This window comes from Thiobacillus thioparus DSM 505 (genome assembly GCF_000373385.1).
GTDB classification, from domain to species: domain Bacteria; phylum Pseudomonadota; class Gammaproteobacteria; order Burkholderiales; family Thiobacillaceae; genus Thiobacillus; species Thiobacillus thioparus.
In genome coordinates this window covers 134,768-160,822 of the sequence record NZ_KB891333.1, presented here as the reverse complement: position 1 = coordinate 160,822, position 26,055 = coordinate 134,768, and the positions used below count along the sequence as shown (strand labels likewise).

Annotated in this window: 30 protein-coding genes and 1 pseudogene; 8 read left to right on the top strand and 23 right to left on the bottom strand. The window is 62.3% G+C overall.

Annotated features, from left to right (window positions below):
- From B058_RS18210 to cheZ, 7 genes and pseudogenes are all read left to right on the top strand, one after another.
- A pseudogene (locus B058_RS18210) lies at nucleotides 1–239 on the top strand (methyl-accepting chemotaxis protein); the annotation flags it as partial.
- A 54-nt stretch (nucleotides 240–293) separates the two neighbouring features.
- Nucleotides 294–1,958, top strand: a complete 1,665-nt coding sequence (locus B058_RS0116105; RefSeq protein WP_018509531.1) for a methyl-accepting chemotaxis protein — start codon at nucleotides 294–296, stop codon at nucleotides 1,956–1,958.
- Between the two features lie 142 nt (nucleotides 1,959–2,100).
- Nucleotides 2,101–2,970: a CheR family methyltransferase gene (locus B058_RS0116100; RefSeq protein WP_026240995.1), complete on the top strand. Its 870-nt coding sequence runs from the start codon at nucleotides 2,101–2,103 to the stop codon at nucleotides 2,968–2,970.
- Complete coding sequence (gene cheD, locus B058_RS0116095; RefSeq protein WP_018509529.1) at nucleotides 2,967–3,575, top strand: chemoreceptor glutamine deamidase CheD; 609 nt, start codon at nucleotides 2,967–2,969, stop codon at nucleotides 3,573–3,575. Before B058_RS0116100 ends, cheD begins: the two co-directional genes overlap by 4 nt.
- Nucleotides 3,576–3,606: 31 nt before the next feature.
- Nucleotides 3,607–4,680, top strand: a complete 1,074-nt coding sequence (locus tag B058_RS0116090) for a protein-glutamate methylesterase/protein-glutamine glutaminase (RefSeq protein ID WP_018509528.1) — start codon at nucleotides 3,607–3,609, stop codon at nucleotides 4,678–4,680.
- Between the two features lie 101 nt (nucleotides 4,681–4,781).
- Nucleotides 4,782–5,180, top strand: coding sequence for a chemotaxis response regulator CheY (gene cheY / locus B058_RS0116085; protein ID WP_018509527.1), 399 nt, complete (start codon nucleotides 4,782–4,784; stop codon nucleotides 5,178–5,180).
- A 1-nt stretch (nucleotide 5,181) separates the two neighbouring features.
- Nucleotides 5,182–5,856: a protein phosphatase CheZ gene (gene cheZ / locus B058_RS0116080; protein WP_018509526.1), complete on the top strand. Its 675-nt coding sequence runs from the start codon at nucleotides 5,182–5,184 to the stop codon at nucleotides 5,854–5,856.
- Between the two features lie 81 nt (nucleotides 5,857–5,937).
- Here cheZ and fliR read toward each other — a convergent pair whose 3' ends face one another.
- The 13 genes from fliR to fliF all read right to left on the bottom strand — a co-directional run bounded on the left by fliR (nucleotide 5,938) and on the right by fliF (nucleotide 16,888).
- A complete protein-coding gene (gene fliR / locus B058_RS0116075; RefSeq protein ID WP_018509525.1) occupies nucleotides 5,938–6,723 on the bottom strand; it encodes a flagellar biosynthetic protein FliR in 786 nt (261 codons plus the stop codon).
- Nucleotides 6,724–6,739: 16 nt separating this feature from the next.
- Nucleotides 6,740–7,009, bottom strand: coding sequence for a flagellar biosynthesis protein FliQ (fliQ, locus tag B058_RS0116070; RefSeq protein WP_026240993.1), 270 nt, complete (start codon nucleotides 7,007–7,009; stop codon nucleotides 6,740–6,742).
- Between the two features lie 22 nt (nucleotides 7,010–7,031).
- Nucleotides 7,032–7,766 carry a flagellar type III secretion system pore protein FliP gene (gene fliP / locus B058_RS0116065; RefSeq protein ID WP_051082157.1) on the bottom strand — a complete coding sequence of 245 codons (735 nt, stop codon included), beginning with the start codon at nucleotides 7,764–7,766 and terminating at the stop codon, nucleotides 7,032–7,034.
- A 13-nt stretch (nucleotides 7,767–7,779) separates the two neighbouring features.
- Entirely contained in the window at nucleotides 7,780–8,199 is a 420-nt protein-coding gene (gene fliO, locus B058_RS0116060; RefSeq protein ID WP_018509522.1) for a flagellar biosynthetic protein FliO, read from the bottom strand.
- Nucleotides 8,196–8,597 carry a flagellar motor switch protein FliN gene (fliN, locus tag B058_RS0116055; protein ID WP_018509521.1) on the bottom strand — a complete coding sequence of 134 codons (402 nt, stop codon included), beginning with the start codon at nucleotides 8,595–8,597 and terminating at the stop codon, nucleotides 8,196–8,198. Before fliN ends, fliO begins: the two co-directional genes overlap by 4 nt.
- Nucleotides 8,590–9,594: a flagellar motor switch protein FliM gene (gene fliM, locus B058_RS0116050; RefSeq protein ID WP_018509520.1), complete on the bottom strand. Its 1,005-nt coding sequence runs from the start codon at nucleotides 9,592–9,594 to the stop codon at nucleotides 8,590–8,592. The genes fliN and fliM overlap by 8 nt, the downstream gene beginning before the upstream one ends.
- 13 nt (nucleotides 9,595–9,607) lie before the next feature.
- Nucleotides 9,608–10,105, bottom strand: coding sequence for a flagellar basal body-associated protein FliL (fliL, locus tag B058_RS0116045; protein ID WP_018509519.1), 498 nt, complete (start codon nucleotides 10,103–10,105; stop codon nucleotides 9,608–9,610).
- 126 nt (nucleotides 10,106–10,231) lie between these two features.
- A complete protein-coding gene (locus tag B058_RS17350) occupies nucleotides 10,232–11,467 on the bottom strand; it encodes a flagellar hook-length control protein FliK (RefSeq protein WP_081616825.1) in 1,236 nt (411 codons plus the stop codon).
- 15 nt (nucleotides 11,468–11,482) lie between these two features.
- Nucleotides 11,483–11,932: a flagellar export protein FliJ gene (gene fliJ / locus B058_RS0116035; protein WP_018509517.1), complete on the bottom strand. Its 450-nt coding sequence runs from the start codon at nucleotides 11,930–11,932 to the stop codon at nucleotides 11,483–11,485.
- A gap of 27 nt (nucleotides 11,933–11,959) precedes the next feature.
- A complete protein-coding gene (gene fliI, locus B058_RS0116030) occupies nucleotides 11,960–13,360 on the bottom strand; it encodes a flagellar protein export ATPase FliI (RefSeq protein WP_026240992.1) in 1,401 nt (466 codons plus the stop codon).
- Nucleotides 13,361–13,365: 5 nt separating this feature from the next.
- Complete coding sequence (locus tag B058_RS0116025) at nucleotides 13,366–13,992, bottom strand: flagellar assembly protein FliH (protein WP_018509515.1); 627 nt, start codon at nucleotides 13,990–13,992, stop codon at nucleotides 13,366–13,368.
- 273 nt (nucleotides 13,993–14,265) lie between these two features.
- Nucleotides 14,266–15,264, bottom strand: coding sequence for a flagellar motor switch protein FliG (fliG, locus tag B058_RS0116020; RefSeq protein ID WP_026240991.1), 999 nt, complete (start codon nucleotides 15,262–15,264; stop codon nucleotides 14,266–14,268).
- Entirely contained in the window at nucleotides 15,257–16,888 is a 1,632-nt protein-coding gene (gene fliF / locus B058_RS0116015) for a flagellar basal-body MS-ring/collar protein FliF (protein WP_018509513.1), read from the bottom strand. The genes fliG and fliF overlap by 8 nt, the downstream gene beginning before the upstream one ends.
- 228 nt (nucleotides 16,889–17,116) lie before the next feature.
- Between fliF and fliE the strand changes: the two genes are divergently transcribed.
- Entirely contained in the window at nucleotides 17,117–17,476 is a 360-nt protein-coding gene (fliE, locus tag B058_RS0116010; RefSeq protein WP_018509512.1) for a flagellar hook-basal body complex protein FliE, read from the top strand.
- A gap of 104 nt (nucleotides 17,477–17,580) precedes the next feature.
- Here fliE and B058_RS0116005 read toward each other — a convergent pair whose 3' ends face one another.
- The 10 genes from B058_RS0116005 to B058_RS0115960 all read right to left on the bottom strand — a co-directional run bounded on the left by B058_RS0116005 (nucleotide 17,581) and on the right by B058_RS0115960 (nucleotide 25,903).
- Nucleotides 17,581–18,540 carry a chemotaxis protein gene (locus B058_RS0116005; protein ID WP_018509511.1) on the bottom strand — a complete coding sequence of 320 codons (960 nt, stop codon included), beginning with the start codon at nucleotides 18,538–18,540 and terminating at the stop codon, nucleotides 17,581–17,583.
- Nucleotides 18,541–18,583: 43 nt separating this feature from the next.
- Entirely contained in the window at nucleotides 18,584–19,351 is a 768-nt protein-coding gene (locus tag B058_RS0116000; RefSeq protein ID WP_026240990.1) for a flagellar brake protein, read from the bottom strand.
- A 5-nt stretch (nucleotides 19,352–19,356) separates the two neighbouring features.
- Nucleotides 19,357–19,650, bottom strand: coding sequence for an EscU/YscU/HrcU family type III secretion system export apparatus switch protein (locus B058_RS0115995; RefSeq protein WP_018509509.1), 294 nt, complete (start codon nucleotides 19,648–19,650; stop codon nucleotides 19,357–19,359).
- The gene (fliK, locus tag B058_RS0115990) at nucleotides 19,637–20,713 is read right to left on the bottom strand and encodes a flagellar hook-length control protein FliK (RefSeq protein ID WP_157265963.1); all 1,077 of its coding nucleotides are present in this window, start codon (nucleotides 20,711–20,713) and stop codon (nucleotides 19,637–19,639) included. Before fliK ends, B058_RS0115995 begins: the two co-directional genes overlap by 14 nt.
- 9 nt (nucleotides 20,714–20,722) lie before the next feature.
- A complete protein-coding gene (locus B058_RS0115985; protein WP_018509507.1) occupies nucleotides 20,723–21,052 on the bottom strand; it encodes a flagellar protein FliT in 330 nt (109 codons plus the stop codon).
- Nucleotides 21,053–21,065: 13 nt separating this feature from the next.
- Entirely contained in the window at nucleotides 21,066–21,500 is a 435-nt protein-coding gene (gene fliS, locus B058_RS0115980; protein ID WP_018509506.1) for a flagellar export chaperone FliS, read from the bottom strand.
- A 76-nt stretch (nucleotides 21,501–21,576) separates the two neighbouring features.
- Nucleotides 21,577–22,998, bottom strand: coding sequence for a flagellar filament capping protein FliD (gene fliD / locus B058_RS0115975; protein ID WP_018509505.1), 1,422 nt, complete (start codon nucleotides 22,996–22,998; stop codon nucleotides 21,577–21,579).
- Between the two features lie 15 nt (nucleotides 22,999–23,013).
- A complete protein-coding gene (locus B058_RS0115970; RefSeq protein ID WP_051082153.1) occupies nucleotides 23,014–23,382 on the bottom strand; it encodes a flagellar protein FlaG in 369 nt (122 codons plus the stop codon).
- Nucleotides 23,383–23,435: 53 nt separating this feature from the next.
- Nucleotides 23,436–24,152, bottom strand: coding sequence for a flagellin N-terminal helical domain-containing protein (locus tag B058_RS0115965; protein ID WP_018509503.1), 717 nt, complete (start codon nucleotides 24,150–24,152; stop codon nucleotides 23,436–23,438).
- A gap of 149 nt (nucleotides 24,153–24,301) precedes the next feature.
- Nucleotides 24,302–25,903: a GGDEF domain-containing protein gene (locus B058_RS0115960; RefSeq protein ID WP_040724693.1), complete on the bottom strand. Its 1,602-nt coding sequence runs from the start codon at nucleotides 25,901–25,903 to the stop codon at nucleotides 24,302–24,304.
- Nucleotides 25,904–26,055 lie beyond the last annotated feature (152 nt).

Below are 26,055 nucleotides of genomic sequence, written 5' to 3'. Positions count from 1 at the left end.
CTGCGGCTGCGGCCGAGAGTTTGCAGGACCAGGCGGGCAAGCTGGCCGAGGCGGTGAGCGTGTTCAAGCTGGAATCCGCTGCGCAGGCCTACAGTCGGCCTGCCGAATTGCCGATATCGAATGGCAACGTGGCCCGGCTGCCGGCTGCCCAGAAGCGCATGCCGTCCAAGGTGGTGCCGCTGGCGCGTCCGAAGAAACTTGCAGCCGGCGGCGGTAACAACGAATGGGAAGAATTCTGAGCGGTGGCACAGGAGAGTGAAGCGCCGCTACCAAACCTAAAAAAGGAAAAAGCAATGCGATCCAACCTGCCTGTCACCAATACTGAATACGTCCTGAAGGACCATGAGACGCCGACTTCGAAGACGGATATCCACGGCAGAATCACCTTTGTCAATCGGGATTTCGTCAACATCAGCGGCTTCAGCGAGGACGAACTGATCGGAGCGTCGCATAACATCGTGCGCCATCCCGACATGCCGGTCGAGGCGTTCGCCGATTTGTGGCGCACGCTACGGGGCGGCAAGGCCTGGACCGGGCTGGTGAAGAACCGCTGCAAGAATGGCGATCATTATTGGGTAGAAGCCAACGTGGCGCCGATCGTCGAGAACGGCACGGTTGTCGGCTATACCTCCGTTCGCGGCAAACCCAGTCGCGACCAGGTGCAGGCAGCGGACCGCGCCTACCGTGCGATCAAGGCCGGCGATTCGACGCTCGAAATCCACGAGGGCGAGGCAGTCAAGCGCTCCTTCGCCCAGCGCTGCCGCCTGTTGAAGAACCTGTCGCTGAAGACCATGCTGGCCATCGCCGCCGGGTCGGTCGGTGCCCTGTTTGCCGGAATCGGCATTCTGGCCTGGCTGGCGACGACCGGCGACGGTACGGCCTACCTGAACTGGCTGATGGCGATCTCGATATTGGGCGTGCCGCTGGCCGTGGTGTTCGGGGTGCTGTCCTATCGCAGCGTGGTGGTGCCGCTTGAGCACGTTCGGGAGGAAATCGACCGGATCAGCTCGAGCGATCTGACCGGACAGATCGAGGCCAAGGGAATCGTCGAGCTGGCCAGGCTGATGCAGTCGCTGCGTATCCTGCAGATCAACATCAAGTGGCTGGTCGGGCAGATCAGGGAAAGCACCGATCTGGTGAATTCGGGCGCAAGCGAAATTGCATCCGGCAACGCAGATTTGTCTGCACGGACCGAATCGCAGGCCTCGAGCCTGGAAGAGACGGCCTCCTCGATGGAAGAGCTGACCAGCACCGTCAAGCAGAACGCCGAGAGCGCGCATCATGCGAGCAAGCTGGTTTCTTCGACGGCGGAGATTGCGGTCAACGGCGGGGAAGTCGTCGGCAAGGTCATCCATACCATGGGTTCGATCAAGGACAGCTCGCGGAAGATTGCCGACATCATTGGCGTCATCGACGGCATTGCCTTCCAGACCAACATCCTGGCCTTGAACGCTGCCGTCGAAGCGGCGCGAGCGGGCGAACAGGGACGTGGGTTTGCCGTCGTCGCCTCCGAAGTGAGGAACCTTGCCCAGCGGTCGGCGGGCGCTGCCAAGGAGATCAAATCCCTGATCGAGGATTCGGTTGGCAAGGTTGACGCCGGCGGCAAGCTGGTGGACGAGGCTGGCAAGACCATGGACGAGATCGTCACCTCGGTCAAGCGGGTCACTGACATCATGAGCGAGATTGCGGCGGCGAGCCAGGAACAGAGCGCCGGGATCGAACAGGTCAACCAGGCCGTCGGCCAGATGGACGAGATGACGCAGCAGAACGCTGCGCTGGTTGAAGAGGCTGCGGCTGCGGCCGAGAGTTTGCAGGACCAGGCGGGCAAGCTGGCTGAACTGGTCAAGACTTTCAAGCTGGTCCGGACGGGACACATGTCGAATGGCGGCCATCAAACCACGGCAGCCATGAGGCAATCCCGCTCCCAGCCCGCCGTGGCGGAAAGCCTGGCAGCGTAGACGGATAGAGTGTTGGATGTTCCCGCCGGGTGAATCCGGCAGGCGTGGCGTGTGACGGAATGGTCCAGTACAGAGAAATCGGGCTTGGTTTGATTCGTGGGTTCAGCCTGGAACGCAACATAGATTGGACGCACATTTCGACATGAAGCCTGTATTGAAGAACACGCCTGACAACGCCAAGGTGTTTGCGTTCACCCCGCGTGATTTCGCCCGGATACGGTCATTGATCTACCGGCAGGCCGGGATTGCGCTGACCGACAGCAAGCAGGAGATGGTCTATAGCCGCCTGGCGCGTCGCCTCCGGGCAAAGGGCCTGAATTCCTTCGAGGAATACCTCGACGAACTCGAAAACGGACGCGACAGCGACGAATGGGAGGCGTTCACCAACGCGCTGACGACCAACCTGACCTCGTTCTTCCGCGAGGCGCATCACTTTCCGATACTCGCCGAGCACATGCTCGGCATGAAGGCGCCGCTTTCGATCTGGTGCTCGGCCAGTTCGACCGGCGAGGAGCCGTATTCGATCGCCATGACGGTATGCGAGGCATTCGGGACGCTCACGCCCCCGGTCAGCATCGTAGCCACCGACATCGACACCAATGTGCTTGAGACGGCGGCGAGCGGCGTGTATCCGATCGATCGCATCGACAAGATGGCGCAGGATCGGGTCAGGCGTTTTTTCCAGCGCGGCAAGGGAGAGCGTTCCGGCCTGGTGCGGGTGCGCCCCGAACTTCGCCAGCTGATCACGTTCAAACCCCTCAATCTGCTGGCCAGCAGCTGGCCGGTCAGCGGGCCGTTCGACGTGATTTTCTGCCGCAATGTGATGATCTACTTCGACAAGCCGACGCAGAGCCGGATTCTGGAACGCTTCGTTCCGCTGATGAAGCCGGAAGGGCTGCTGTTTGCGGGGCATTCCGAAAACTTCATGTATGCGTCGGACGCCTTCAAGCTACGCGGCAAGACGGTGTATGAACTGAATTCCCGTCATCCCGGTGCAAGGAAACACGCATGAATCCTGCCATCGAAGAGCAGCTTGCGACCAATCTGTATTACGACCGGACCTTCGACTGCGAGGCCGCCAAGATATTGCCTGGCGAGTATTACTTCACCAATCGTCCCATGCTGATCGTTACCGTGCTCGGTTCCTGCGTGGCGGCGTGTATCCGGGACAAGGTGTCGGGAATCGGCGGCATGAATCATTTCATGCTGCCCGATGGGGGCGGGGAAGCCGGCAATCCGATGTCGGCATCGATGCGCTACGGGGCGTATGCCATGGAGGTGCTGATCAACCAGCTGCTCAAGGCGGGCGCCCGTCGCGACAATCTCGAGGCCAAGGTGTTCGGCGGCGGCAATGTCCTGCGCGGCTTCACCAGCATGAACGTGGGCGAACGCAATGCCCAGTTCGTACGCGATTTCCTGAAGGCGGAGAACATCCGCGTGGTGGCGGAGGACCTGAACGACGTACACCCGCGCAAGGTGTATTTCTTTCCGCAGACCGGCAAGGTCCTCGTGAAAAAGCTCAAGCAACTCAACAATTACACGCTGGTGAAACGCGAGCAGGATTACGCGAGCCGGCTTAAGACCAATGAAGTGGTTGGCGACATCGATTTGTTCTGAGCGCCGGCAGGGATGAGACCTGGAATTTAGCATGACGAAAATCAAGGTTCTGATCGTGGATGACTCGGCGCTGATCCGCGGCGTGATGAAGGAGATCATCAACAGCCAGCCGGACATGGAGGTCGTGGGCGTGGCCCCCGATCCGCTGGCGGCGCGCGATCTGATCAAGCAGACCAATCCGGACGTCCTGACGCTGGATGTCGAAATGCCGAAGATGGACGGCCTGGAGTTCCTCGAGAAACTGATGCGCTTGCGCCCGATGCCCGTGCTCATGGTGTCGACGCTGACCGAGCGCGGTTCCGAGATCACCATGCGAGCCCTGGAGCTGGGGGCGGTGGATTTCGTCACCAAGCCCAAGATTTCGATCCAGAGCGGCATGCTGGAATACACCGACCTGATCGCGGAGAAGATCCGCATCACGTCGCGGGCGCGGATCAAGCAACGCACGCCGGGTGCCGCCCCGGCGCATGCAGTGGGGCCGCTGGCGCCGTTGCGCAACCCGCTGACCAGCAGCGAGAAACTGATCATCATCGGCGCCTCCACCGGCGGGACTGAAGCCATCAAGGATTTCCTGATCCAGCTGCCCTCCGATTGCCCGGGCGTCCTGATCACCCAGCACATGCCGGAAGGTTTTACACGCTCGTTCGCCAACCGGCTCGACAAGCTGTGCAAGATTTCCGTCAAGGAAGCCGAGGGCGGAGAGCGGGTGCTGCCCGGCCATGCCTACCTCGCGCCGGGACATTCCCATCTGATGCTGGTGCGCAGTGGCGCCAACTATATGACCAGGCTCGACCAGGGACCGCCGGTCAACCGCCATCGTCCCTCCGTCGATGTCCTGTTCCATTCGGCGGCCGTCAGTGCGGGCAAGAATGCGGTCGGCGTCATCCTTACCGGGATGGGCAAGGACGGCGCGGCGGGGATGCTGGAAATGAAGAAGGCCGGCGCCTACAACCTGGCGCAGGACGAGGCATCGTGCGTAGTGTTCGGCATGCCCAAGGAAGCCATCGCCAGCGGCGCTACGCACGACGTGGCCCCGCTGCACGAATTGCCGGGCCGCGTGATGGAGTTTTTTGCGGCGCATGGCAACCGAGCAATGCGTGTGTAAACGTCCGTTCGTACCCGTTGCGCAGACAGATTTCACGCTTAAGTTTGACGCCGCAATGCCGATTAATCCAGTAACAATGAACTGCACCAATGGAGTATTGCATGGCCGATCCGAACACGAAATTCCTGGTTGTCGACGACTTTTCCACGATGCGCCGCATCGTGCGCAATCTGCTCAAGGAACTGGGATACTCCAACGTTGAAGAAGCGGAAGACGGCGCCGACGGCCTGGCCAAGCTGCGCGCCGGGAATTTCGATTTCGTCGTGTCCGACTGGAACATGCCGAACATGGATGGTCTGACCATGCTGCAAACCATCCGTGCCGATGCCGCCCTGTCCAAGCTGCCGGTCCTGATGGTGACGGCCGAAGCCAAGAAGGAAAACATCATCGCTGCGGCTCAGGCCGGCGCCAGCGGCTACGTCGTCAAACCTTTCACTGCAGCCACACTCGACGAGAAACTCTCGAAGATATTCGAAAAACTCGACAAAGCGGGAGCCTGACGTGGAAACGCAATTCGTCGGCTCCGCTGTAGCCGTGACCGTGTCGCACGCCGTGAGTCCCGAGGGCTGCGAGTCGGAGGAGATGCTGGCGCGGGTTGGCCAGATTACCCGCACACTGCATGACAGTCTGCGCGAGCTCGGCCTGGACAAGGTGCTGGAAAAGGCGACGACGGACATTCCCGATGTGCGGGAACGCCTCAACTACGTGGCACGGATGACCGAACAGGCGGCGCAGCGCGTGCTCAATGCCACGGATGCGGCCATTCCCATGCAGGAACGCATCGATGCCGGTGCCGACGAAATCCTGAACGGCTGGCAGGCCGCCTTCAAGGCGCCGTTCTCGGAAGCCAATTACCGCGACATGGCGACCATGACCATGCAATGCCTGGCGGACATGCGCAACGACACCAGTGCCACCAAGCAGCAGTTGCTGGACATCATGATGGCGCAGGATTTCCAGGATCTGACCGGGCAGGTGATCCGCAAGGTGACCGACCTTGCGCACAACCTGGAGCGGCAGTTGGTGCAACTGCTGATCGACTATGCGCCGGCTGAGGTGAAACGGGAATCCAGCAGCGGCCTGCTCAACGGCCCGCAGATCGATCCCACGAACAAGAGCGATGTGGTGGCCGACCAGAGCCAGGTCGACGATCTGCTCGACAGTCTCGGTTTCTAAAGCCTGATCGGGCTTTCCGGGTTCAAGCGCCGGGCTGCAGGGATTCCCCGCAGCCCGGCGCTTTCATTTCGCGTAGCCCTGCTAGGGGTGCAGCGCCCGGATGACCGCCGTCGTGGCTGCGAAACCGTTCCTGAACATATGCTCGAACTGGGGCGTGAAGTAGGGCAGGGTGATGTCCAGCGCAATCAGGCCCACCCCCAGGGTGATGGGAAAACCGATCGCAAAGATATTGAGCTGGGGGGCCGAGCGCGTGAGGATGCCGAGAGCCAGGTTGGTCATCAACAGGATAGCGATCAGCGGCAGCGCCAGTTGCAGGCCGATGGAAAACACGACGGAGCCATAGGTGGCGACGCTGTAGAAGCCTGCCGCGGAAAGCGGCTGCGGGCTGATGGGCAGGCTCTTGAAACTCTCGACGAGAATGCCCAGCAGCAGCAGGTGCGCATTGACCGCGAGGAACAGCAGCGCGGCCAGGAGATTGAAGAACTGGGAAATCACGAGAGTCTGGCCGGCGCTTTGCGGATCGAAAAAAGACGCAAACCCCAAACCCATTTGCAGGCCGACGATTTCGCCCGCCGCCTCCACTGCGGCGAACACGACGCGCATGATGAAGCCCATCGCCATGCCGATGAGCAGTTGCTGGATCAGGATGAACAGACCATACCAGGAGCCCAGTCCGACATCGGGCATGGGCGGCAGCGTGGGCGCGATGATCAGAGCGATGAACACGCCCAGGCCTATCTTGACGCGCCGTGGCACGGAACTGTGACCGAATACCGGCGCCACCATGATCAGGCCCAGGATACGGGTGAGGGGCCAGATGAAACTGATCAGCCAGGCATTGAGCTGGGCGTCGGTGAGGCTGAGCATGGGTGTCTGCGGGAGGTCAGCCGATGAGGTTGGGAAGATCGGTCAATATCCGTCGCATGTAGTCGGTCATGACCGTCAGCATCCACGGCCCGGCAATGGCGAACGTGGCGAGTACGGCGATGACCTTGGGAATGAACGAGAGGCTGGCATCGTTGATCTGGGTGGCGGCCTGGAAGATGCTGACGATCAGGCCGACCACCAGGGTGACCAGGAGGACAGGGGACGCCACCAGGATGGTCATTTCCAGCGCGGTGCGGCCCAGGGTCATTACGCTTTCGGGTGTCATGGCGTGTCTCGTCGGGATCGGGTCAATAGAAGCTTTGCGCCAGCGAACCCAGCAACAGATTCCAGCCGTCCACCAGGACGAACAGGATGATTTTGAAGGGCAGCGAAACGATGGAAGGCGACACCATCATCATCCCCATCGCCATCAGGATGCTGGCGACGACCATGTCGATGATCAGGAAAGGGATGAACACGGCAAAGCCGATCTGGAAAGCCGTCTTGAGTTCGCTGGTGATGTAGGCCGGAATCAGCACGCGCATCGGTACGTCGGCCGCGGTTTTCGGTGCTGCCGAGCCGGACATCTTCACGAACAGGGCGAGGTCGGTTTCGCGCGTCTGCTTCATCATGAACGCGCGCAGCGGCACGGCGCCCTTGTCGAGTGCCTCGCCCATCTGGATACGGTTCTCGGAAAGCGGCTGATAGGCTTCGGTGTAAATCTTGTCGAGGGTCGGCCCCATCACGAACAGGGTCAGAAACAGCGCCAGACCGATCATCACCTGGTTCGGTGGCGACGACTGGGTGCCCAGTGCATGGCGTAGCAGCGACAGCACGATGATGATGCGGGTGAAGCTGGTCATCATCAGCAACGCGGCCGGCAGGAAGGATAGCGAGGTGAGCAGCAGCAGGGTCTGCAGGCTCAGTGTGTAGGTCTGGCCGCCGCCGCTGGGAGTGCTGGTGAAGGCGGGCAGTCCCGCGCTTTGCGCCAGGGCCAGCGAGGGCAGCAGCAGGGCGGACAGCATGAGCAGAGCACGCATCATGCGGCGATGCAGCTTATTTTCCACGGCGTTTCTCGATCAGATGTTGCAGGCCTGCCGCAAAACTGGTGTTGAGGGAGGGGACGGGCGTGGACGGGATTTCGCCGCGGGGCAGTGTCATCAGGGCATTGACGCTGCCTGGCGCCACACCGACCACCAGCCACGACTCGCCCACCTCGACCACCACGACCCGCTCCCGTGCGCCGACCGAGGCGCTGCTGATCACCTGCAGCACATTGGATGCGCCGCCGCGGGTGACGCCGAAGCGCTTGGCGACCCAGGCCGTGGCGGCAATCAGGAGCAGTACGGCGACGAGGCCGATGAATACCTGGAGCAGGCTGCCGGCGGCCGAGACCGCCGGAGTCGGCGAGACGGCATCGGCAGCTTGCGCCAGGACCGGCAGGCTCGACACGATGCTTGCGACGAAACGCTTCATTTGTTGAGTTTCCGGATTCGTTCGGCCGGTGTGATGATGTCGGTGAGGCGCACGCCGAATTTGTCGTTCACCACCACCACTTCGCCCTGCGCGATCAGACAGCCGTTGACGAGCACGTCCATCGGTTCGCCCGCCAGTCCGTCGAGTTCGACCACCGATCCCTGCGCCAGCTGGAGCAGGTTCTTGATCGCGATCTTGGTCCGCCCCAGTTCCACGGTCAGCAGGACCGGGATGTCCAGGATGAAGTCGATGTCCTTGGCCAATCCGCCCGCAGCGGTGTTGCCTGACAGTTCCGGAAAGATTTCGGGACTCGGTTGGACGACCGCAGGGGCGGCCTGTTCGGCCATGGCGGCCGCCCAGTCGTCTTCGGCGATGGTTTGGGTGATGTCTTCAGACATGTTGGTCTCCTGTTTGCGGATCGCTCGTGCTGGTCGACAGCAGTTTCTCGACCCGCAGGGTGTATTGGCCGTTGAACTTTCCGTATGCGCATTCCATGACCGGGACGCCGTCCACCTTGGCCTCGATCGTTTCGGGGATATTGAGCGGGATGATGTCGCCGACTTTCATGTCGACGATGTCGCGCAGGCTGATGGCAGCCGTTCCCAGATCGGCGACGATCTCGACTTCCGCCATCTGGATCTGTTGCCGCATGAGGCGGATCCAGCGTTTGTCGACCTCCAGGTTTTCAGCCTGCAGACTGCTGGTGAGCAGGTCCTTGATCGGTTCGATCATCGAATACGGCATGCACATGTGCATTTCGCCGCTGATCTGCCCGAGTTCGATGGCGAAAGTGACCGCCACCACGACTTCGTTGGGCGTGGCGATGTTGGCGAACTGGGTGTTCATTTCCGAGCGGATGAACTCGAAATCGATGGGGTAGATCGGCTCCCACGATTTCGAGTAGGCCTCGAACACGATGTTCAGGATGCGCTGGATGATGCGGTGTTCGGTCTGGGTGAAGTCGCGCCCTTCGACGCGGGTATGGAAACGCCCGTCGCCGCCGAACAGGTTGTCGACCATGAGGAAAACCAGATCGGGGTTGAAGATCATCAGAGCCGTACCGCGTAGCGGCTTGAACTGCACCAGATTAAGGTTGGTGGGCACGACCAGGTTGCGGATGAACTCGCTGTACTTGGACACCCGCACCGGGCCGACCGAGATTTCCACGCCGCGCCGCAGGAAATTGTAGAGGCCGATCCGCAACTGGCGCGCAAAGCGTTCGTTGATGATCTCGAGCGTCGGCATCCGGCCGCGCACGATGCGTTCCTGCGTGGCGAGGTTGTAGGGACGTGCGCCTGAATGATCGTCCGATTCAGCCGGCGCCTCGTCGACTTCGCCGGTCACGCCTTTCAGCAGCGCATCGACTTCGTCTTGCGAAAGAAAGTTGTCGGCCATGGATGGGCTCTACTTACTGGATCACGAACGTGGTGAACAGGACATCGTCCACCTGTTGCGGTTTGCCGTTGGGATCGAACGGCAGCTTGATCTGCGCCAGGATTTCCTGCGCCAGCTTTTTCTTGTCGTCCGGCGTGATCAGCTCGTCAGCCTGCTTGCTGGAGAGCAGGGTCAGCAGACGGCTGCGCACGCGCGGCATGTGCACCTTGATGGACTCGACCTGGGCCGGATCGGCCACCTGCAGCGTGATATCAGTTTGCAGATACTGCTCGCCCCCCTGCAGATTGACGGTGAAGGTTTCGAGCGGCAGATACACCGGGGGTTTGGCCGGCTCGGCAGCCTTTTCCTTGGTGTCATGCGCACCATGCATGAAGAACCACGCACCTGCGCCGCCGCCTCCCAGCAGGACCACGAGGGCGCCTGCGATGATGAACAGCTTTTTTTTCGATTTCCTGGCCGGGACGGTTTCCTCGGCTTCGGATGATTCGACAGGTACGGCAGGTGCGGCCATTGTTGCTTTCCTCTACATGTGCAATGGGGGGCAGATGTTTGTCATTATGAAAAGGAACATGCGTCTTCGATTCGGTAAAAAGAGGGGGAAAAGGGACGCATATCGTGTGAAGTCACGCCTGCCCGGTTAGGCGAAGGTGTCGACCAGGCCGCGTCCGGATTGACGGATCGGCGTCTGAACAGCCTGCAAGCCGGCCGATGCGGCATGGTCGGCGCCGGAAAACGGAAGCGTGATGCGTTGCGCCTGGCGGTCGGGCGTGCTGTTTTGCTGCGGTGTATCCGCGCTGACCGTTGCCTGTCCGAGCTGAATGCCGGCGTCGTTCATCATTTCGCGCAGCCGCGGGAAGGCCGCTTCCAGTGCCTGGCGCACTTCGGGCTGGGCCGAGAAGAAGCTGGCCGTGGCCTGGTCGTTGGTGACATGCACCACAATCTGCAGCGGTCCGAGATTGGGCGGGTTGAGCGTGAGCGAGGCGGTTTGCTGGGTGCCCGCGGCCATCCACACCAGCTTCTCGCCCAGCGCCTGGCCCCAGGCCGCCGTACCGACGGAGGGTGCCAAGCGGGAGGACGACGCGTTGGCCGGCGCGAACTGGGTGTCGATCGATGCGTGCGGGGTCGTCCGCAGTGCAGGATTGCCGACGAGATCCGATGGAACGTCGGTCTTCACGGCGTCGGCGTGTCGGGCGGCCGCCAGTTGTCCCTGGAACGCGGCGGCGGCATCGGCCGGCGCGGCGGTCCGGGCTGCCCCGGCTGCGTGCATGTCTTCCTGTCTGGCAAGGCGCGGGTCGAGTTTCTGCGTGCCGTGTTCGCTACCGGCTTGGCGGGCATCGTGCTGCGCGGCTTGTTGCATGGTCTGCGTGAGTGGAATGGCGCGGCCCTTGCGGGCATCCTGGGCGGATACGCCCGGTGCACCCAGGGCAGGGCCGGCAGTCGCACCGCGGTCGGGTGCCGTTTCCGAAACGACACCTTCTGCGGCTTTCGTCCCGACGGGGCCCACCGTCGGCTTGAATGCATCCGGGCCGATCGGCAGACCGAGCAGGGTTTCCGGTGCGACTGTGGCTGTCTCTGCCGTGTCCGTCTCACCTTTCTTGTCATGGTCGCGCTCGGTTTTCTCGCCCGCCTGGATCGGCTGCTTGGAATCGGTCTTGCCTTCGGCTGACCCGGCAGGGCGGGAAGCGGCCGGATCCGGCTTTGCATCGGCATTGCCGCTGTCCTGAGGCGCCTCGCTTTTGCGGGTCTGGGCGATCTCGCTGGACAGCACCTGGCTGAACGGAACGTCCGGCGTACTGGCGTCTGCCGATTTTCCGGCCTGCGGCGCGGACTGAACGGCATTGCCGGACGTGGGATTCATGGGGGTCGCATTCATGGCGTCGGTCCTGTCTCAGGAAGGAGTTCTTTTGTGTTGCGAGCGCCGGGCGGCATGCTCGTCGTTCTGCTTCTGGTCGCGCCACAGTTCGCGGCGGGACTGTTCCTTGTTCGCGCGTTCGGCCAGCGTGACGAAGGACATTTTCTTCTGCTCGCAGGCCTGCCAGGCGGCCCGCGCCTGGGCAATCCGCAGTTGGGTGTCGTTGACGACCTTCTGCTGGCCCGAGATGGCGTGGTCGAGCTTGTGCATGAACATCTGGAAGTTGTTGAAATGCGTCGTACTGATCCCGCTGGTCAGATTGCTCTGGCAGCGTTCCGCATAGTCGTTGCGGTACTGCAACAGCAGATCGAGTTTCTGCACCGCTTCGTCGCCGACGCGCAGGGCGAGGCCCAGCTGCTTGGCGGCCTCGTCGGTTTCCTTGTGCGCCAGGTCGATCAGGGTGTTGAGGGCGGAGGGAGAAGCCATTCAATGTGCTCGATTCGTCGGAGGTGGTTATTGGAACAGGGCTGCGAGGTCGGTCAGGCTTTCCTGGACGTCGGCGCGTTCGTGAATGGCTTGCTGAAGAAAGGCCTCCATGCCGGTTTGCAGCCGGATGGCCTCGTCCAGCAACGGGTCGGTGCCGGCCGCGTAGGCACCGACGTTGATCAGGTCGCGGCTGCGCTCGTAGCGTGAATACAGTTTCTTCAGACGGCGCGCGAGTTGCTGCTGCTCCAGCGTCGTGATGCTGTGCATGGCGCGGCTGATCGACTGCTCGATGTTGATGGCCGGGTAGTGCCCGCTCTCGGCCAGCGAGCGATCCAGCACGATGTGGCCGTCGAGAATGGCGCGCGCGGCATCGGCGATCGGATCCTGCTGGTCGTCGCCTTCGGTGAGCACAGTATAGAAGGCGGTGATCGAGCCGCCGCCCGGCTTGCCGTTGCCGGCGCGTTCGACCAGCGCCGGCAGCTTGGCGAACACCGAAGGCGGGTAGCCCTTGGTCGCAGGCGGCTCGCCGATCGCCAGGGCGATCTCGCGTTGCGCCATGGCATAGCGGGTGAGCGAATCCATGATCAGCAGCACATTCTTGCCCTGGTCGCGGAAATGCTCGGCGATCGAGGTGGCGTACGCCGCACCCTGCAAGCGCATCAACGGCGGCGTGTCGGCCGGCGCGGCGACCACCACGGCGCGCGCCAGGCCTTCCTCGCCGAGGATCTGCTCGATGAATTCCTTGACCTCGCGGCCGCGTTCGCCGATCAGGCCGACCACGATCACGTCCGCGCTGGTGTAGCGCGCCATCATGCCGAGCAGCACGCTCTTGCCGACGCCGGAACCGGCGAACAGGCCCATGCGCTGACCACGGCCGACGGTCAGCATGCTGTTGATGGCGCGTACGCCGACATCGAGGATGTCGGTGATGGGGGCGCGCGCCAGCGGGTTGGCGGCGCGATTGTTGAGCGGCGCAGTAGCCGAGGCGTGGACCGGGCCGAGACCGTCGAGCGGACGGCCGCCGCTGTCGAGCACGCGCCCCAACAATCCCTCGCCGACCGGCAGATGGCGGGTGCGGTCGCTGGGCCGCCGGCGCGGATGATTGACCTGGCCGGCGCGGGGCAGGGTGGGAATGACTTCCACCGGGAACACGCGTGCGCCGGGGACGATGCCCTCGACGTCGCTTTGCGGCATGAGGAACACATGATCCCCGGCGAATCCCACCACCTCGGCTTCAAGATTTGAGCCGTTGGGAAGCGGCACGGTACAGGCGCTGCCGACTGGCAGTTTCAGTCCGACGGCCTCCATCACCAGCCCGGCCACCCGGGTGACGCGGCCGGATATCTGCATGGGCTCGGCGATCGCCAGCAATTCCCCGCAGTCCTGCAGGTAGGCCTTCCAGCGGGTGCTGTGGGCATGCGTGTCCATATCCATCAGGCGGCCAGCCAGTCCGAGTTCTTGCTGAGCGCTGCGGTCAGGCGCTGCCAGCGGGTGGGCAGCGAGGCATCGATCTGGTTGCTGGCCGTTTCCACGCGGCAACCGCCGGGTTCGAGTTGCCCGTCGTCGGCAAGTTGCCAGCCCATTTTTTCGAGTTCGTCGCCGATTCTTGCCTTGACCAGCAAGGCGTCGGACGGATTCAGGAACAGCAGGGCCGGCTGGTGCAGAACCGGCAGGTAGCGTACCGCTTCCTTGACGATGGGAATGACCAGCTCGGGACGGATCGCCAGCGCCGATTTCAACAATGCACGGGCCAGATCGATCGACAGGTCGAGAATTTGCTGGGAGATGATTTCATCGGCCTGGGCGACCTCGACCGAGAAGGTGTTGGCCAGATCGTGCAGCCGGGCCGCTTCGCGGGCGGACTCCTCACGTCCGGCGGCGAGTCCTTCGGCATGGCCGGCCTGGTAGCCTTCCTGCCGCGCCTGTTCCTGGATGGCGGTGATCTGCTCGATCGTCGGCAGGACGACGGCGGTATGGCCGGCATGCTTTGCCGGATGCAGGTGGGCATCGAAGCTGGTCATCTCCCAGGGCTGGCAGGCGGCCTGGTCCACGCTGGACATGACGTTGGCAGTTTGTCTGGTTGTATTCGTCATGCGCGCCGGGCCTCTACGGGATGCAGTGCAAGGCGCGGGGAGCGCCGTTGTGCCACCCACAACAAGCGGCCCGTAACGCCGCAATGCGCCCGTAGCGGCCCGGCCCTTCGGGTTGTCGCCAGAAAGCGCGTCTGCTGCGTTACGGCGCTAGGCAAGGGAATGGCCCTTGCCGTCGCGCCGTGCCTTGCATCCATCGCTTTCTGGCGACAACGCACACGACGAATACAGCCAGACAAGCTGCTAAACATACTGTTCCTCTCCCTTGGCGCCCAGCGAGATCTGGCCTTCGTCGGCCAGGCGGCGGACGATCATCAGGATTTCCTTCTGCTGCGCCTCGACCTCGGACAGGCGCACCGGGCCCTTGGATTCCAGGTCTTCCCGCATCATTTCAGCGGCACGCTGCGACATATTCTTGAAGATTTTCTCGCGCATCTCCTCCGACGCGCCCTTGAGCGCGATGATGAGCGAGTCGGACTGCACTTCGCGCAGCAACAGCTGGACGCCGCGATCCTCGATGTCCATGATGTTCTCGAACACGAACATCTCGTCCATGATCTTCTGCGCCATGTCGGGGTCGTAGCTCTTCAGGTACTCCATGGCGGACTGCTCGTTGTCGCCGCTCATGAAGTTGAGGATGTCGGCGGCCGCGCGCGTGCCGCCCATCGGCTGTTTCTTCAGGACGTCGCTGCCGGACAGCAGTTTGGTCAGGACGTCGTTCAGTTCGCGCAAGGCCGCGGGCTGCACGCCGGAAAGCGTGGCGATGCGCAGCAGCACGTCGTTGCGCAGGCGCTCGGTGAAGCAGCCCAGCACCTCGCAGGCCTGGTCGCGTTCCAGGTGCACGAGGATGGTCGCAATGGTCTGCGGATGTTCGCTGTGGATGAGATCGGCCACCGATTCGGCGTCCATCCACTTCAGGCTTTCGATGCCACTGGCATCGCCGCCGCCGCCGAGAATGCGGTTGAGCAGCGAGTTCGCCTTGTCGTCGCCCAGGGCCTTCTTCAATACGCTGCGGATGTAGTCGTCCGAGTCCAGGCCCAGCGAGGAATTCTGGTCCGCCACGTTGTTGAAATCGTGCAGCACGGTTTCGACCTCTTCCTGTGGAATGGCCTTCATGCTGGTCATCGCCTCGCCCAACTTCTGCACTTCACGCGGGCCGAGGTATTTCATGACTTCCGACGCACCCTCCTCGCCCAGCGCGAGCATCAGGATTGCACCTTTTGTAATGCCGTTATCACTCATGGCTGCCTACCCAGGTTTTGACGATGTTGGCGACGACACGCGGGTCTTCGTTGGCCAGTTTCTGCGCGCGCGCGAGGTTTTCCTGGTAATTGCGCTGGCCAGGCAGCGCCATCATGTCGCCGCCGCCGTGGTGCAGATGGGCATCGTGGCCAGGCGCAGGCAGTGCAGGAGCCTCGGAGATCTTTTTCAGCATCGGCTTGAGCATGCGCAGATACAGCAGCAGAAGCGCTACGGCCATCAGCAGGTATTTGCCCGTCTGCATGGCCAGGTCGAGGGTCTGGGGCTGCTTCCACAGCGGTACGTCGGGGATGATTTCCGCCGGCTGGCTTGCGAAGGAGCTGTTCACCACGTTGAGGGTGTCGCCGCGTTCCTGGTTGTAGCCCATGGCTTCCTTGACCAGATTGGTGATCTGGGTGATTTCTGCCGGGCTCAGCGGCTTCATGACGACCTTGCCGGCCTTGTCGACGGTTTTGCGGTAGTTGACGACCACGGCAACCGACAAGCGCTTCAGACCGCCGCCCGCCTTCTGCACATATTGAATGGTCTTGTCGACTTCATAGTTGACGGTGGAATCCTTGTGCGTGTTGGTGGTCGGGGCGGCCGGCACGGCTGCGGCAGGGGTCTTCTGACCGGGTACCGTGATTGGGGCGGTGGCCGGGGCCGGCGGCTGGTTGGTCAGTGCGCCCGGCACACCGGAGGGACTGGCGCTGCCGTTCTGCGATTCGCTGGTCTGCTGGCTGCGGATGGCCATGGCATCGGGCGTCTGGTTCGGCTTGTAGGATTCGACCGCCTGTTCGCTGCGCGAGAAGTCCATGTCGGCCGTCGCTTCGGCCCGCACGTTTTCCGCGCCGACGATGGGGGAGATGATGGATTCGATCCGCTTGGCGACATTCTGCTGGTAGTCCTGCACGTACTTGATCTGGCTCGGGTCCATGCCGTTTGCGCTGGCCGTCCGGGTCGTATCGGAGAGCAGATTGCCGTTCTGGTCGACGATGGTCACGTTCTTCGGCGAGAGTTCAGGAACGCTGCTGGCGACCAGGTGCACGATGGCGCTGACCTGCTGCGCATCCAGCACACGGCCGGGATGCAGATTGAGCAGCACCGAGGCAGTGGGCTGTTTCTGCTCGGAGACGAAGATCGAGTCCTTGGGCATGGCCAGGTGAACGCGTGCGGCCTGCACCGCCGAGAGGGATTCGATCGAACGGGCCAGTTCGCCTTCCATTGCGCGCTGAAAATTGACCTGCTCGAGGAATTGCGACGCCCCAAGCTTCTGGTTCTCCATCAGTTCGAAACCGACATTGCCGCCCTTGGGCAGGCCTTGCGCAGCCAGTTTCAGGCGTGCGTCGTGGACGCGGTCGGCCGGCACCAGCAGGGCGCCGCCGCCTTCGGCGTATTTGTAGGGGATGTTCATTTTCTCGAGCTCGGCGACGATCGCACCGCCGTCGCGGTCGCTGAAGTTCGCGAACAGGACGCGATAAGCGGGCTGCTGGCCCCATAGCCAGACGGCTGCCATGACCGCGATGACCGCGGCCGCGCCCAGCATCAACATGATTTTTCGTCCGCCGGCCGTCCGCGTGAAATCCATGACGTTGGCCGGAACCACCATTTCGCCTGCACCCGCCATTATCTTGCCCCTATCGTTCTGGCGTCATGGTGCGCCCTGTTTTCGATTGCCGTATTCATGCCATGTGATCCCATGAGGATGTCGCTATGTGAACGAATTATCGGCAGTGCAACGGTTTTCAATCGGGGGAATAGAAGCCGGTTTCAGGCGCTTATCGCGCTTATGGCTTGCCGCCTGACTGGTAAGGTGGGCACGTGGGAAACCGCCTGGACAGACAAGGAGGGCACAATGAGCGTAGGCATGATCGATACCAGCAGGATCGAGGCGATGGTGGCGCAGCTGAAGGCTGCCGCGGCCCGCGCCACCCCCGGGGGTGCCAATCCGGTAGGCGAGGGCGCCCTTCAAGCCAAGCCGGCTACAGGCGCGGTCGATTTCCAGTCGGCCCTGAAATCCTCGCTCGACCAGGTCAACGAGGTCCAGTTGCAATCGAAGAAGCTGGCCGACCGCTTCGAGATGGGGGATCCCAGTGTCAGCCTCTCCGACGCCATGATTTCATTGCAGAAATCCAGTATTGCCTTCCAGCAGACCGTGCAGGTGCGCAACAAGCTGGTGTCCGCTTATCAGGAAATCATGAACATGGGCATCTAAAACAGAGCGCCCCCCGCGCAGCGGGGGGCTTCAAGTTGCAAGATGCAGGGTTCACGCGGCGCCCAGGTTTCAGTCCTGGACATAGACTTCTTGCAACTTGCATCTCAGTGCACTGTGCTCAGCGCCTGGCGTAACGCATTCGCCAGGTCCTCGGCGACGAATTTCGCGACATAAGCATCTGCACCGACCTTTTTGACGTGCGCCTCGTTGGTCGAACCGGTCAGCGAGGAGTGGATCACCACGGGAATGGCGCTGAAACGCGGATCCTGCTTGATGTTGCGGGTCAGTGTGAAACCATCCATCTCGGGCATTTCCAGATCGGTCAGTACCAGAGCGACCCGGTCGTGGACGGTTTTTCCTTCATCCTGTGCCTTGGCGGAAAAGGCCTGCAACTGGTCCCAGGCTTCCTTTCCGGTCTTGCACATGATGTAGGGCAGGCCCATGGCCTCGAGCCCTTGCTCGATCATGGTGCGCGCGATCAGCGAATCGTCAGCCGCCAGGATGACGGTGCCGGGTTTGAGGTCGACATGCGGACCGATAGTGTCGGGATCGATTTCCAGTTCGGTCGACGGCATGACCTGGCGCAGGATCGTTTCCACGTCGAGCACCTGGGCCAGACGATCGCTGTTCTCGCCGTCCAGGCGGGCGATGCTGGTGACCATGCCGCTCGCGCCATTGCCTTCGGCAGACAGCACCTGGCGCCAGTCGAGCCGCACGATGTCCTCGACCGATTCGACGGCGAAGGCTTGCGTGCTGCGGGCGTATTCGGTGATCAGCAGTATGTTCAGCCCCGTTTTCGGGGTGCAGCCCGCCACGGCAGGCAGATCGATGACCGGCAGGATCTGGCCGCGCAGGTCGACCACACCCATCATGTGGGGGGGCGATCCGGCGACGGCCGTGATGGTCGGCATGGGGATGATTTCGCGAATCTTGAAGACATTGATGCCGAACAGCTCGTTGCGGTCGAGACCAGGGTCCTCGCCCAGACGAAACAGCAGCAGTTCCAGTTTGTTGGAACTGGTCAGATTGGTCCGTTCGTCAATTTCCTGCTGGATCGTTTGCATGGCGGTATCTCCTTGAAGCGTTCATGTAGGGTGGGCGTGCGGTTTAGAGGCTGTTTCGCCGCGCACGCTCGATATCCATGACAAAGCGTTGCAGCTTGGCCGCCATGTCGTTGGGTAGATTAATGAACTTGCAGCCCAGACGCGTCTGGAACGCACCGTTCTGCAAGCGTATCTGGGCCGAATTGCGAACCTCGAGGGTGGTCACGATCGCTTCCGTCTCGGGCAGCAGCAGTTTGCAATCGGGCATGATGCGGCCGGCCGCATTGCCGAGGCGTCCGCTGGTGTCGGCCAGCGCCACGCCGCCGCAGCCGATATCCACGATGTGCACGGAGATCGGTTCGTTATCCTCCGTCGAGAGGGCGGGTACGATGCACCTGACCGGGTTGGCGATGGGCATGGGCACCCTGAAATGCTCGCGCCGCTGCAGGCGAATGATCGAGCGCGGCAGGGCGATGCGCAGCGCCGGCAGCTTCTCGTATTCGCACAAGGTCACTGGGCCGGTGGCAAAGGTGATGGACACCCCGTCGAGCTGGGTGACGAACTCCGCGCCCTTGCCGGAGAGCAACTCGTGGTTGAGCGCGTCGCCTCGGGCACTGTCGAGGATCAGGGTGTGGCTGGATTCATTCACCTTGAGCACCGAGGTGACGATGATCTGCCGACTGCCCGGCAGATCGAGATTGACCAGTAGCTTGCGTTTCTGGATCGCACGCAGCAGGAAGAGTATTTCCGTGCGTGAATGCAGGGTAAAGCGTGCCAACTGGCCTTCGTGTTCGGAGGAATGGAGGTCATGTTGCTCGGATGGAGAAGCCATTCTGATCAAGTGTTGTTATGTGGCAGTGCCTGTTTATCGGATTCTTCCATGTGGTAGAGCCAGGCCAGCAACTCCGCAACCGCAATATAGAGTTGTGGCGGAATGTGGCTGTCGAGGTCGATCTGCATCAGCAGCGCCAGCAACTCGCGCGATTCGTGGACGTATACGCCCGACGCACGCGCCTTCTCGATAATAGTATCGGCAAGAATGCCCCGACCCTTAGCGACCACGCGCGGTGCCGCATCACCGGTCCGGTAGGCGAGCGCCGCCGCGGCCCGCTGTTTGTCAGGCGCCGTCATCGTGTTGCACCGTCAGACTGTGGAGCGTGCAGCCGGCGTCGGCCAGCCGTTTCGCCAGCTGTCCCCGGTTTCGCTGCAGCAGGGTCTCGGATTCGGGCTGCTCCGGCACCATCCGGATACTGAATGCATGGTGGGCATCGAGCTTGATATGCACGGTCAGGTTGCCGAGTTGCGGCAGGCTCAGCTTGAGCTGCGACTCCCAGCCTGTCCCGGCGTCGCCGGCCACATCGGCGCGCGCATGGCCCTGCTCGGGGTCGGTTTCCTGGCGCAGCTGCCACTCCAGCGGCTGGCCCGGCCAGACTTCCCCGCGCCAGACGAATTGCGGGGATTCCAGTACCTGTAATTGCTGCGACAGCAGGGCGTGCATGGGATTGAGCGGCTTGTCGCCGACTGTTTCGGCGATATTGGGCAGGGCGAGCAGGCCGGCCGGGCTGGCAGTGGCGCGCGCGGTTTCCGTCGCGACGAGTCGGTTCTGCGGCTCCTGCATCAGGCCGTCCAGACTGTCCTGGCCGACTGCCCAGTCGGCCAGATGCGATTCATAAAACAGGCCGCTGCGAACCAGTGCGGTACGCAGCGCAAGTGCCATGACGGCCGGGTTCGTGGTCGGCTGGTCGAGCAGAGGACTGTTCGGGGTGACCGTGGGCAGGACATTGTGCCCCGGCAGATGCTGCATCAGGTCGCTCAGCATGCGGGCCGTCTGGCTCAACTGCGGGGCGTCGCTGACGGCAGCTTGCGGGGTGGCGAGCAGAAATACGGGTTGTGGCATGTGCCCGGCGAAGCGCAGGCGCAGTGTATCGCCCGGCGCCGTTTCGGGGGGCAGCCGCATCGCAACGGTCTGACTGTCGATCTCGACCAGCGCCAGGCCCTTGCTCAGGCTCTTGACCAGGCCGGTCAACGTCTGGCCCAGGGCCAAGTGTTCGAATGTCGGACGCGGGGTGGTCTGGTCGTGTTCGGTGGCGTTCAGAACCGCCTGTACAGGCACCAGTCCGGACACGGGCCGCAGCGTGGTGTCCCGCGAGAGCGGGGCATCCATCATGCGAGCCATGAACTGAACCGGGAACATGGGGAGGCGTCAGGTTCGCTGCGCGTTGTAGGCCTTGACGCTACGCTGGCTTGCACGCGACAGGCTCAGGCGCTGCTGCAATTCGTGCAGGCGCGGTTCGGCCAGCGCACGGATCTGGGCATCGTTCTGCAGGATGGTACGGATGATCGCGACCTTGGTGCGTTGTTCGTTTTCGTTCAGGCGAACCCGATCGGTTTGCATCAGGCTGCCGACATAGGCCTGGCAGCGTTGCTCCAGCACGGCCAGATCATCCCATTCGCCCTGGCGGGCGGCATTCAGCATGCTGCCGGTCAGTTCGGAGAGCGATTCATAGGTGGTGAGGATTTCGTGGCTGGTCATGAAAGTCTCCGGTTCAAGCGGCGATAGGATGTTGGAGGGGGGTGGCGGCGGCCTGGCCGGTAGCACCGATCTGTTTCCAGGCGGTGTGAAGTTCGCGCAACAGCCCCAGCACTTCTTCCAGCGGCTCGGTCTGGTTCTTGAGGTGGGCGAGCATCAGGCGTTTGCCCATATAGTCGTACAGGGCGTCGAGCTGGATGGCGAGATCGCCTCCCTGACGGGTATCGAGTGCAGCGCGCAGGCCTTCCAGAATGATGGTGCTGGCCTTGGTGACGGCGGCCGATTTCTTGACCAGATCGCCTTCATTCATGTGCCGGATCGCCATCCGCACCGAAAGTTCGGCACCCTCATACAGCATGATGATGAGCTGGTGCGGATTGGCGGCCATCACGCCGGTTTCGAGGCCGACGTTGGCGTAGGCGTTGGCGGCAATTCTGGATTGTGTGTACACGTCTTCCTCCTGGTTTATTTATGCGGACGGCCGACGGGGCAGTCACGTGGCGCGGTCGGAACGAAGCAGGCGGCGCTCATTTGGACGAGGTGCCGCTCAGTTGCTGGGTCAGGTATGTGCTGGTGGAATTCATGCGGCTCAGCAGGAGGTTCAGGTTGGTATATTCGGCGGTGTATTTTTTCTGCAGGGCCGTCATCTGGTTTTCCAGCCGGTCGATTTCGTCGTTGCGGTCCTGGACGTATTTGTTGAGGCTCTGGGTGCGCGTATCGATCAGGCCGCCGGGATCGAGCGTGGACTGGGCCCAGTCGGCAAGCCGGGTGGCGAAGCCCGTCGACGACGAGAACAAATTGGTCACATCGCTGAAATTGGTCGAGATGGCGCTGTTGAGCTTGCTACTGTCCAGGCTCAGCGAACCGTCCTTCTGGAATGCGATGCCGACCTCGGCAAGCGAGGTCAGGGTGCCGCCACTGGCGGGCGTATTGAAAATGCCGCGCAACTGGTCCTGCATGACGCGCAAGGTGCCGTCGCCCGCCAGAGCGCCCCCTGTCGAGCCGTTGGTCGCGTAGGCGGATCGGGATTTGATCTGGCTGGCCAGTGCGTTGTAGGCCTCGACGAATCCCGATGCTGCGGTGTTGATCGCCGTGGTGTCGCGCGCGACCGTCAGGCTGGCTGGCGCGGCAGTGGTGTTCGTGAGCGTCAGCGTGACACCCTGGATGGCCTCGCTCACCGTATTGGATGCGCTGGTGATCGCGATGCCGTTCACCGTGAGATCGGCATTCTGGGCGGCGATGGTCTGGGTCAGGTTCTGCGTGCCGGCCGGGTCATAGCCCAGCAGGCTGCCGATGGAGCCGTCGCCGCCGCTGGTGGTGATTTTCATGCTGTTGCTGGCACCGGAACTGCCGGAGGTCAGCGCCAGGCGGTAGGGCGTGCCCGACCCGTCGTTCACGATGGTCGCGGTCACGCCCATGGCAGCAGAGTTGATCGCGTCGCGTATGCCTTCCAGGGTGTTGTTGGTGCTGTCGATGGTGATGCTGGCGGTGCCGTTGCCGTTCGACGTGAAGGCCGCGCCGCTGTATACCCCGTTGGTCAGGGTGCCGCCGCCGATGGTGCCGAAGTCGAACGTGACCGTGGTGGCGGTGCCGTTGCCGATGGCGGCGGTGCTGCTGGCTTGTCCTGCGGCAACCAGGCTCTGCGACTGCGCCAGCTTGCTCACCTCGACCGTGTAGTTGCCGGGCACCGCGGTGCTGCCCGCCGTGGCGGAGAAGACGCTGGGGTCGGAGGGCGTGGCGGCGAGTTTCTGCAGGGTAGTGCCCAGATTCTGGGCTGCGGTCTGGAAGCTCGAGACCAGGCCGCTCAGCGTGCCGAAGGAGGAGATCTTGGTCTGGTAGCTGGTTATCTGGGTATTGAGCGTGTCGATCGGACGCCGCTCGACTGCCATCAGCTGCGAGACGAGAGTGGGAACATCGAGTGCGGTCGTGGTCGACGAAGTAATGGCCATGATGAATCTCCTGACTCAAGCCTTTTGTTTCAGCAGCAGACCTTGCTGGAATTGTTCGATTCCACGCGAAATCGCAAGGGTTTCTTCGGACGGAAATTGGCGAATCAGTTGACCTGTGCTGGTGTCCACCATCTTGACCACGACTTTCTTCGTGTCGGTGTCCACGCTGAACTCGAGGTTCTGGTTCGATTGCTGCATGGCTTTGTTGAGCGTTTCCACGGCGTTTTTCAGTTCTGCCGCGGAAGGCTGCTGGGGAACATTGTGGGCCTGGGTGTCGGCGACAACCTTGGATTCGGTATGGGCGGCGCCATGGGCGCGCGCGGCCGGGAGCACGGCCTGATTCATGAGGGGGGTGTTCTGGATAATCATCGCGATATCCTTCATGTCAAATCCCCAACCGACTGCTTCGGTTGGGGGTGTCTCCTATCAAAAACCGCTTAACGCAGCAGGGTCAGCACGGTTTGCGGCGTCTGGTTGGCCTGCGCCAGGACTGCGGTACCGGCCTGTTGCAGGATGTTGTTCTTGGCCTGGGCAGACGTTTCGGCAGCGTAGTCGGTATCCATGACGCGGCTGTAGGAAGCCGAGTAGTTCACCGAAGCGGTCTGCAGCGTGGCCACGGCAGAAGCCAGCGACGACATGTCGGCGCCGAACTTGGCGCGGGCGGTACCGATGGCGGTCAACTCGGTGTCGAATGCAGCCAGGTTGGAGAAGGACGTCGCAGCGGTGAAGGTCGTACCCGTGCCGCCGGCCGTGCCGCCGCTTTCGTCCACCGTCACCGCAGTGCTGGCAGTGACCAGGCCGTCGATACGGCCATTTTCAGCAATGAGCGCAACCGCTTCCTGGTTGGTGACCGCGCCGGTCTGCACATAGATTTCACGCAGGCGCTGGGTATTTTCAGTGATCTGGGCCAGGTAGCCGTCGGAGATCTGGGCCTTGGAAATGCCGTCGTTGGCATTGCGAATGTTCATGTTCGCACCGCGGATCTTGGAGTCGTAGCCGGTTGCGATCGAGAGGCCGGTCGCATCGTCGGCCGCGCTGTTGATGCGCAGGCCGGAAGACAGGCGTTGCTGGGCGGTTTGCAAAGCGATCGCCGATTTGTTCAGTGCAGCGCCAGCAAAGAGAGCGCCTACGTTGGTGTTGATTACTTGTGCCATGTTGTTTCTCCTTAAGTGGGTCGATGGTTCCGGCTTCTATGCCCCAAAGGGTGCTCTGGTGCCGTCAACGTTGGTCTGCCCGTTGGGGCTACATGAACCGCCGTTGTGTGAGGAATCGTCGGGGGTTGGAGAAAGTTAAGGCTGCTGCTTCAAAAATCTGCATGATCTTCACTCCTGGCCTTGACAGGCGCGTCTGGAGCCAGGCAGACGCGGTTCTTGCCGCTGTGCTTGGCTTCGTACATGGCGCTGTCGGCACGGGCGATGGAGGCTTCCTGCGATTCGCCCGGCACGCGCTGGGCGACGCCGGCGCTGAAGGTGATCAATACCTTTTCGTTGTTGTCGAGGAAGTACTTCTTGGTGAGGCTGCGCTGCAGGCGGGTGACGATGTGCGCGGCCTCGTCGAGCGGGGTGTTGGGAAGAATGATCAGGAATTCCTCGCCGCCCATGCGTGCGATATGGTCGGTGATGCGCAGTTCTTCCTTCGCCACCTTGACCAGATGGATCAGCGCCTCGTCGCCGGTCTGGTGGCCGCGCTTGTCGTTCAGCGCCTTGAAATTGTCGACGTCGAGCACGGCGATGCTGAAGGGGGTGTCGTAACGGTCGGCGCGCGACGCCTCGCGTGCGAATTCATCGTCCAGGCCGCGACGGTTGAGGCTGCGGGTCATCGGGTCTTCGCGCACCAGGGCGCTCATCTGGGCGAGCTCGGTTTCCAGCTGCTTGATGCGGCTCTCCGCCTGCACGGCGGCGTCGCGCTCCCCGATCAGCTGCTCGTGGGCGCGCCGGGTGTCGGCCTGCGCGCTGCGCGTTTCATCCAGCAGGTTCTCGAGGATGCGATTCAGTTCCAGCACGTCCTCGGTGTTGCGGATGCGCTCGATGTGGGTAGCGATCTTGCCCTGGTATTCGTCGTTGGCCGCCACGGCATCCCGCATGCGGCTGACGAAGGTGGTCATGGTGGCTTTCAGCGTGGCGGTGGCCTCGCGCAGGCCGTGCTTGACCATGCTCTGCTTGTAGATGACCTCCTTGAGCCGCTTCTCCGCTTCCTGCAGAGACCGGATCTGGAGCGGGCCTGCGATGACTTCCTCGACCATGTCGAGCTGGCCGCGCAGCCAGGTGTCGTCGTCCAGCAGTTCGCCGATGTTTTCGACCAGCAGCAGCAGAATGCGCTTGAGCATCTCCTGCTGCTGCTGGAGATCCGGGGCCTGCATCTCGATGCCGACCCACAGGGATTTCAATCCGGACGTGACGCTGCGCAGGGCCGATGCGCTGTTGGCATCGCGCACGGCGGCGGCGAGATGCTGGGCCTTCTCGGCCAGGCGCGGACTGTGCGACAGCTGGGTGACGACGCCGAATTCCAGGGTTTTGGCCAGCAGGTCACGCAGCAGGGCCAGGTTTTCCCCGCCGCCTCCGCTGTTTTCGCCCTGCTGCTTGAGTTGCAGGGTGATCTGGCCCAGTTGTTTGCGACATTGCATCCAGTCGTTCTTGCGGATGGCCTGATTCAGCGTTTCCACGGGCGCAGCCAGTTCGGGATGGTGCAGGTTGAGGTCCATCACCAGCCCGGACAGGGCGCTGGCGGCCGTGGCGGCGCTCGATGTGGCAATGGGCTGGGCGCTCGACCCGCTTACGATTTCCTCGTACAACGTCTGATAGTTGTCCGGGGTGGGCGCAATCCGGCGCAAGGCCAGGCGGCGCAGGGTTTCGCGTGCGACTTCGGTCGGATTGGCAAGATTGATTTTGTCGTTTGGCTCAGCCATGTCGGCACTCAGGCCCGGGAAGGGCATTGACTATGCCTCGCATGGTAGGGCTGGCCCTGGCCGGGTGAAGTCCGGATTAAGGCAGTAAAACCCCGGTATTTCTGAAGACAGCTGCAAGTTTCAAGTTACAAGTTGCAAGGAAAAACTTGAAA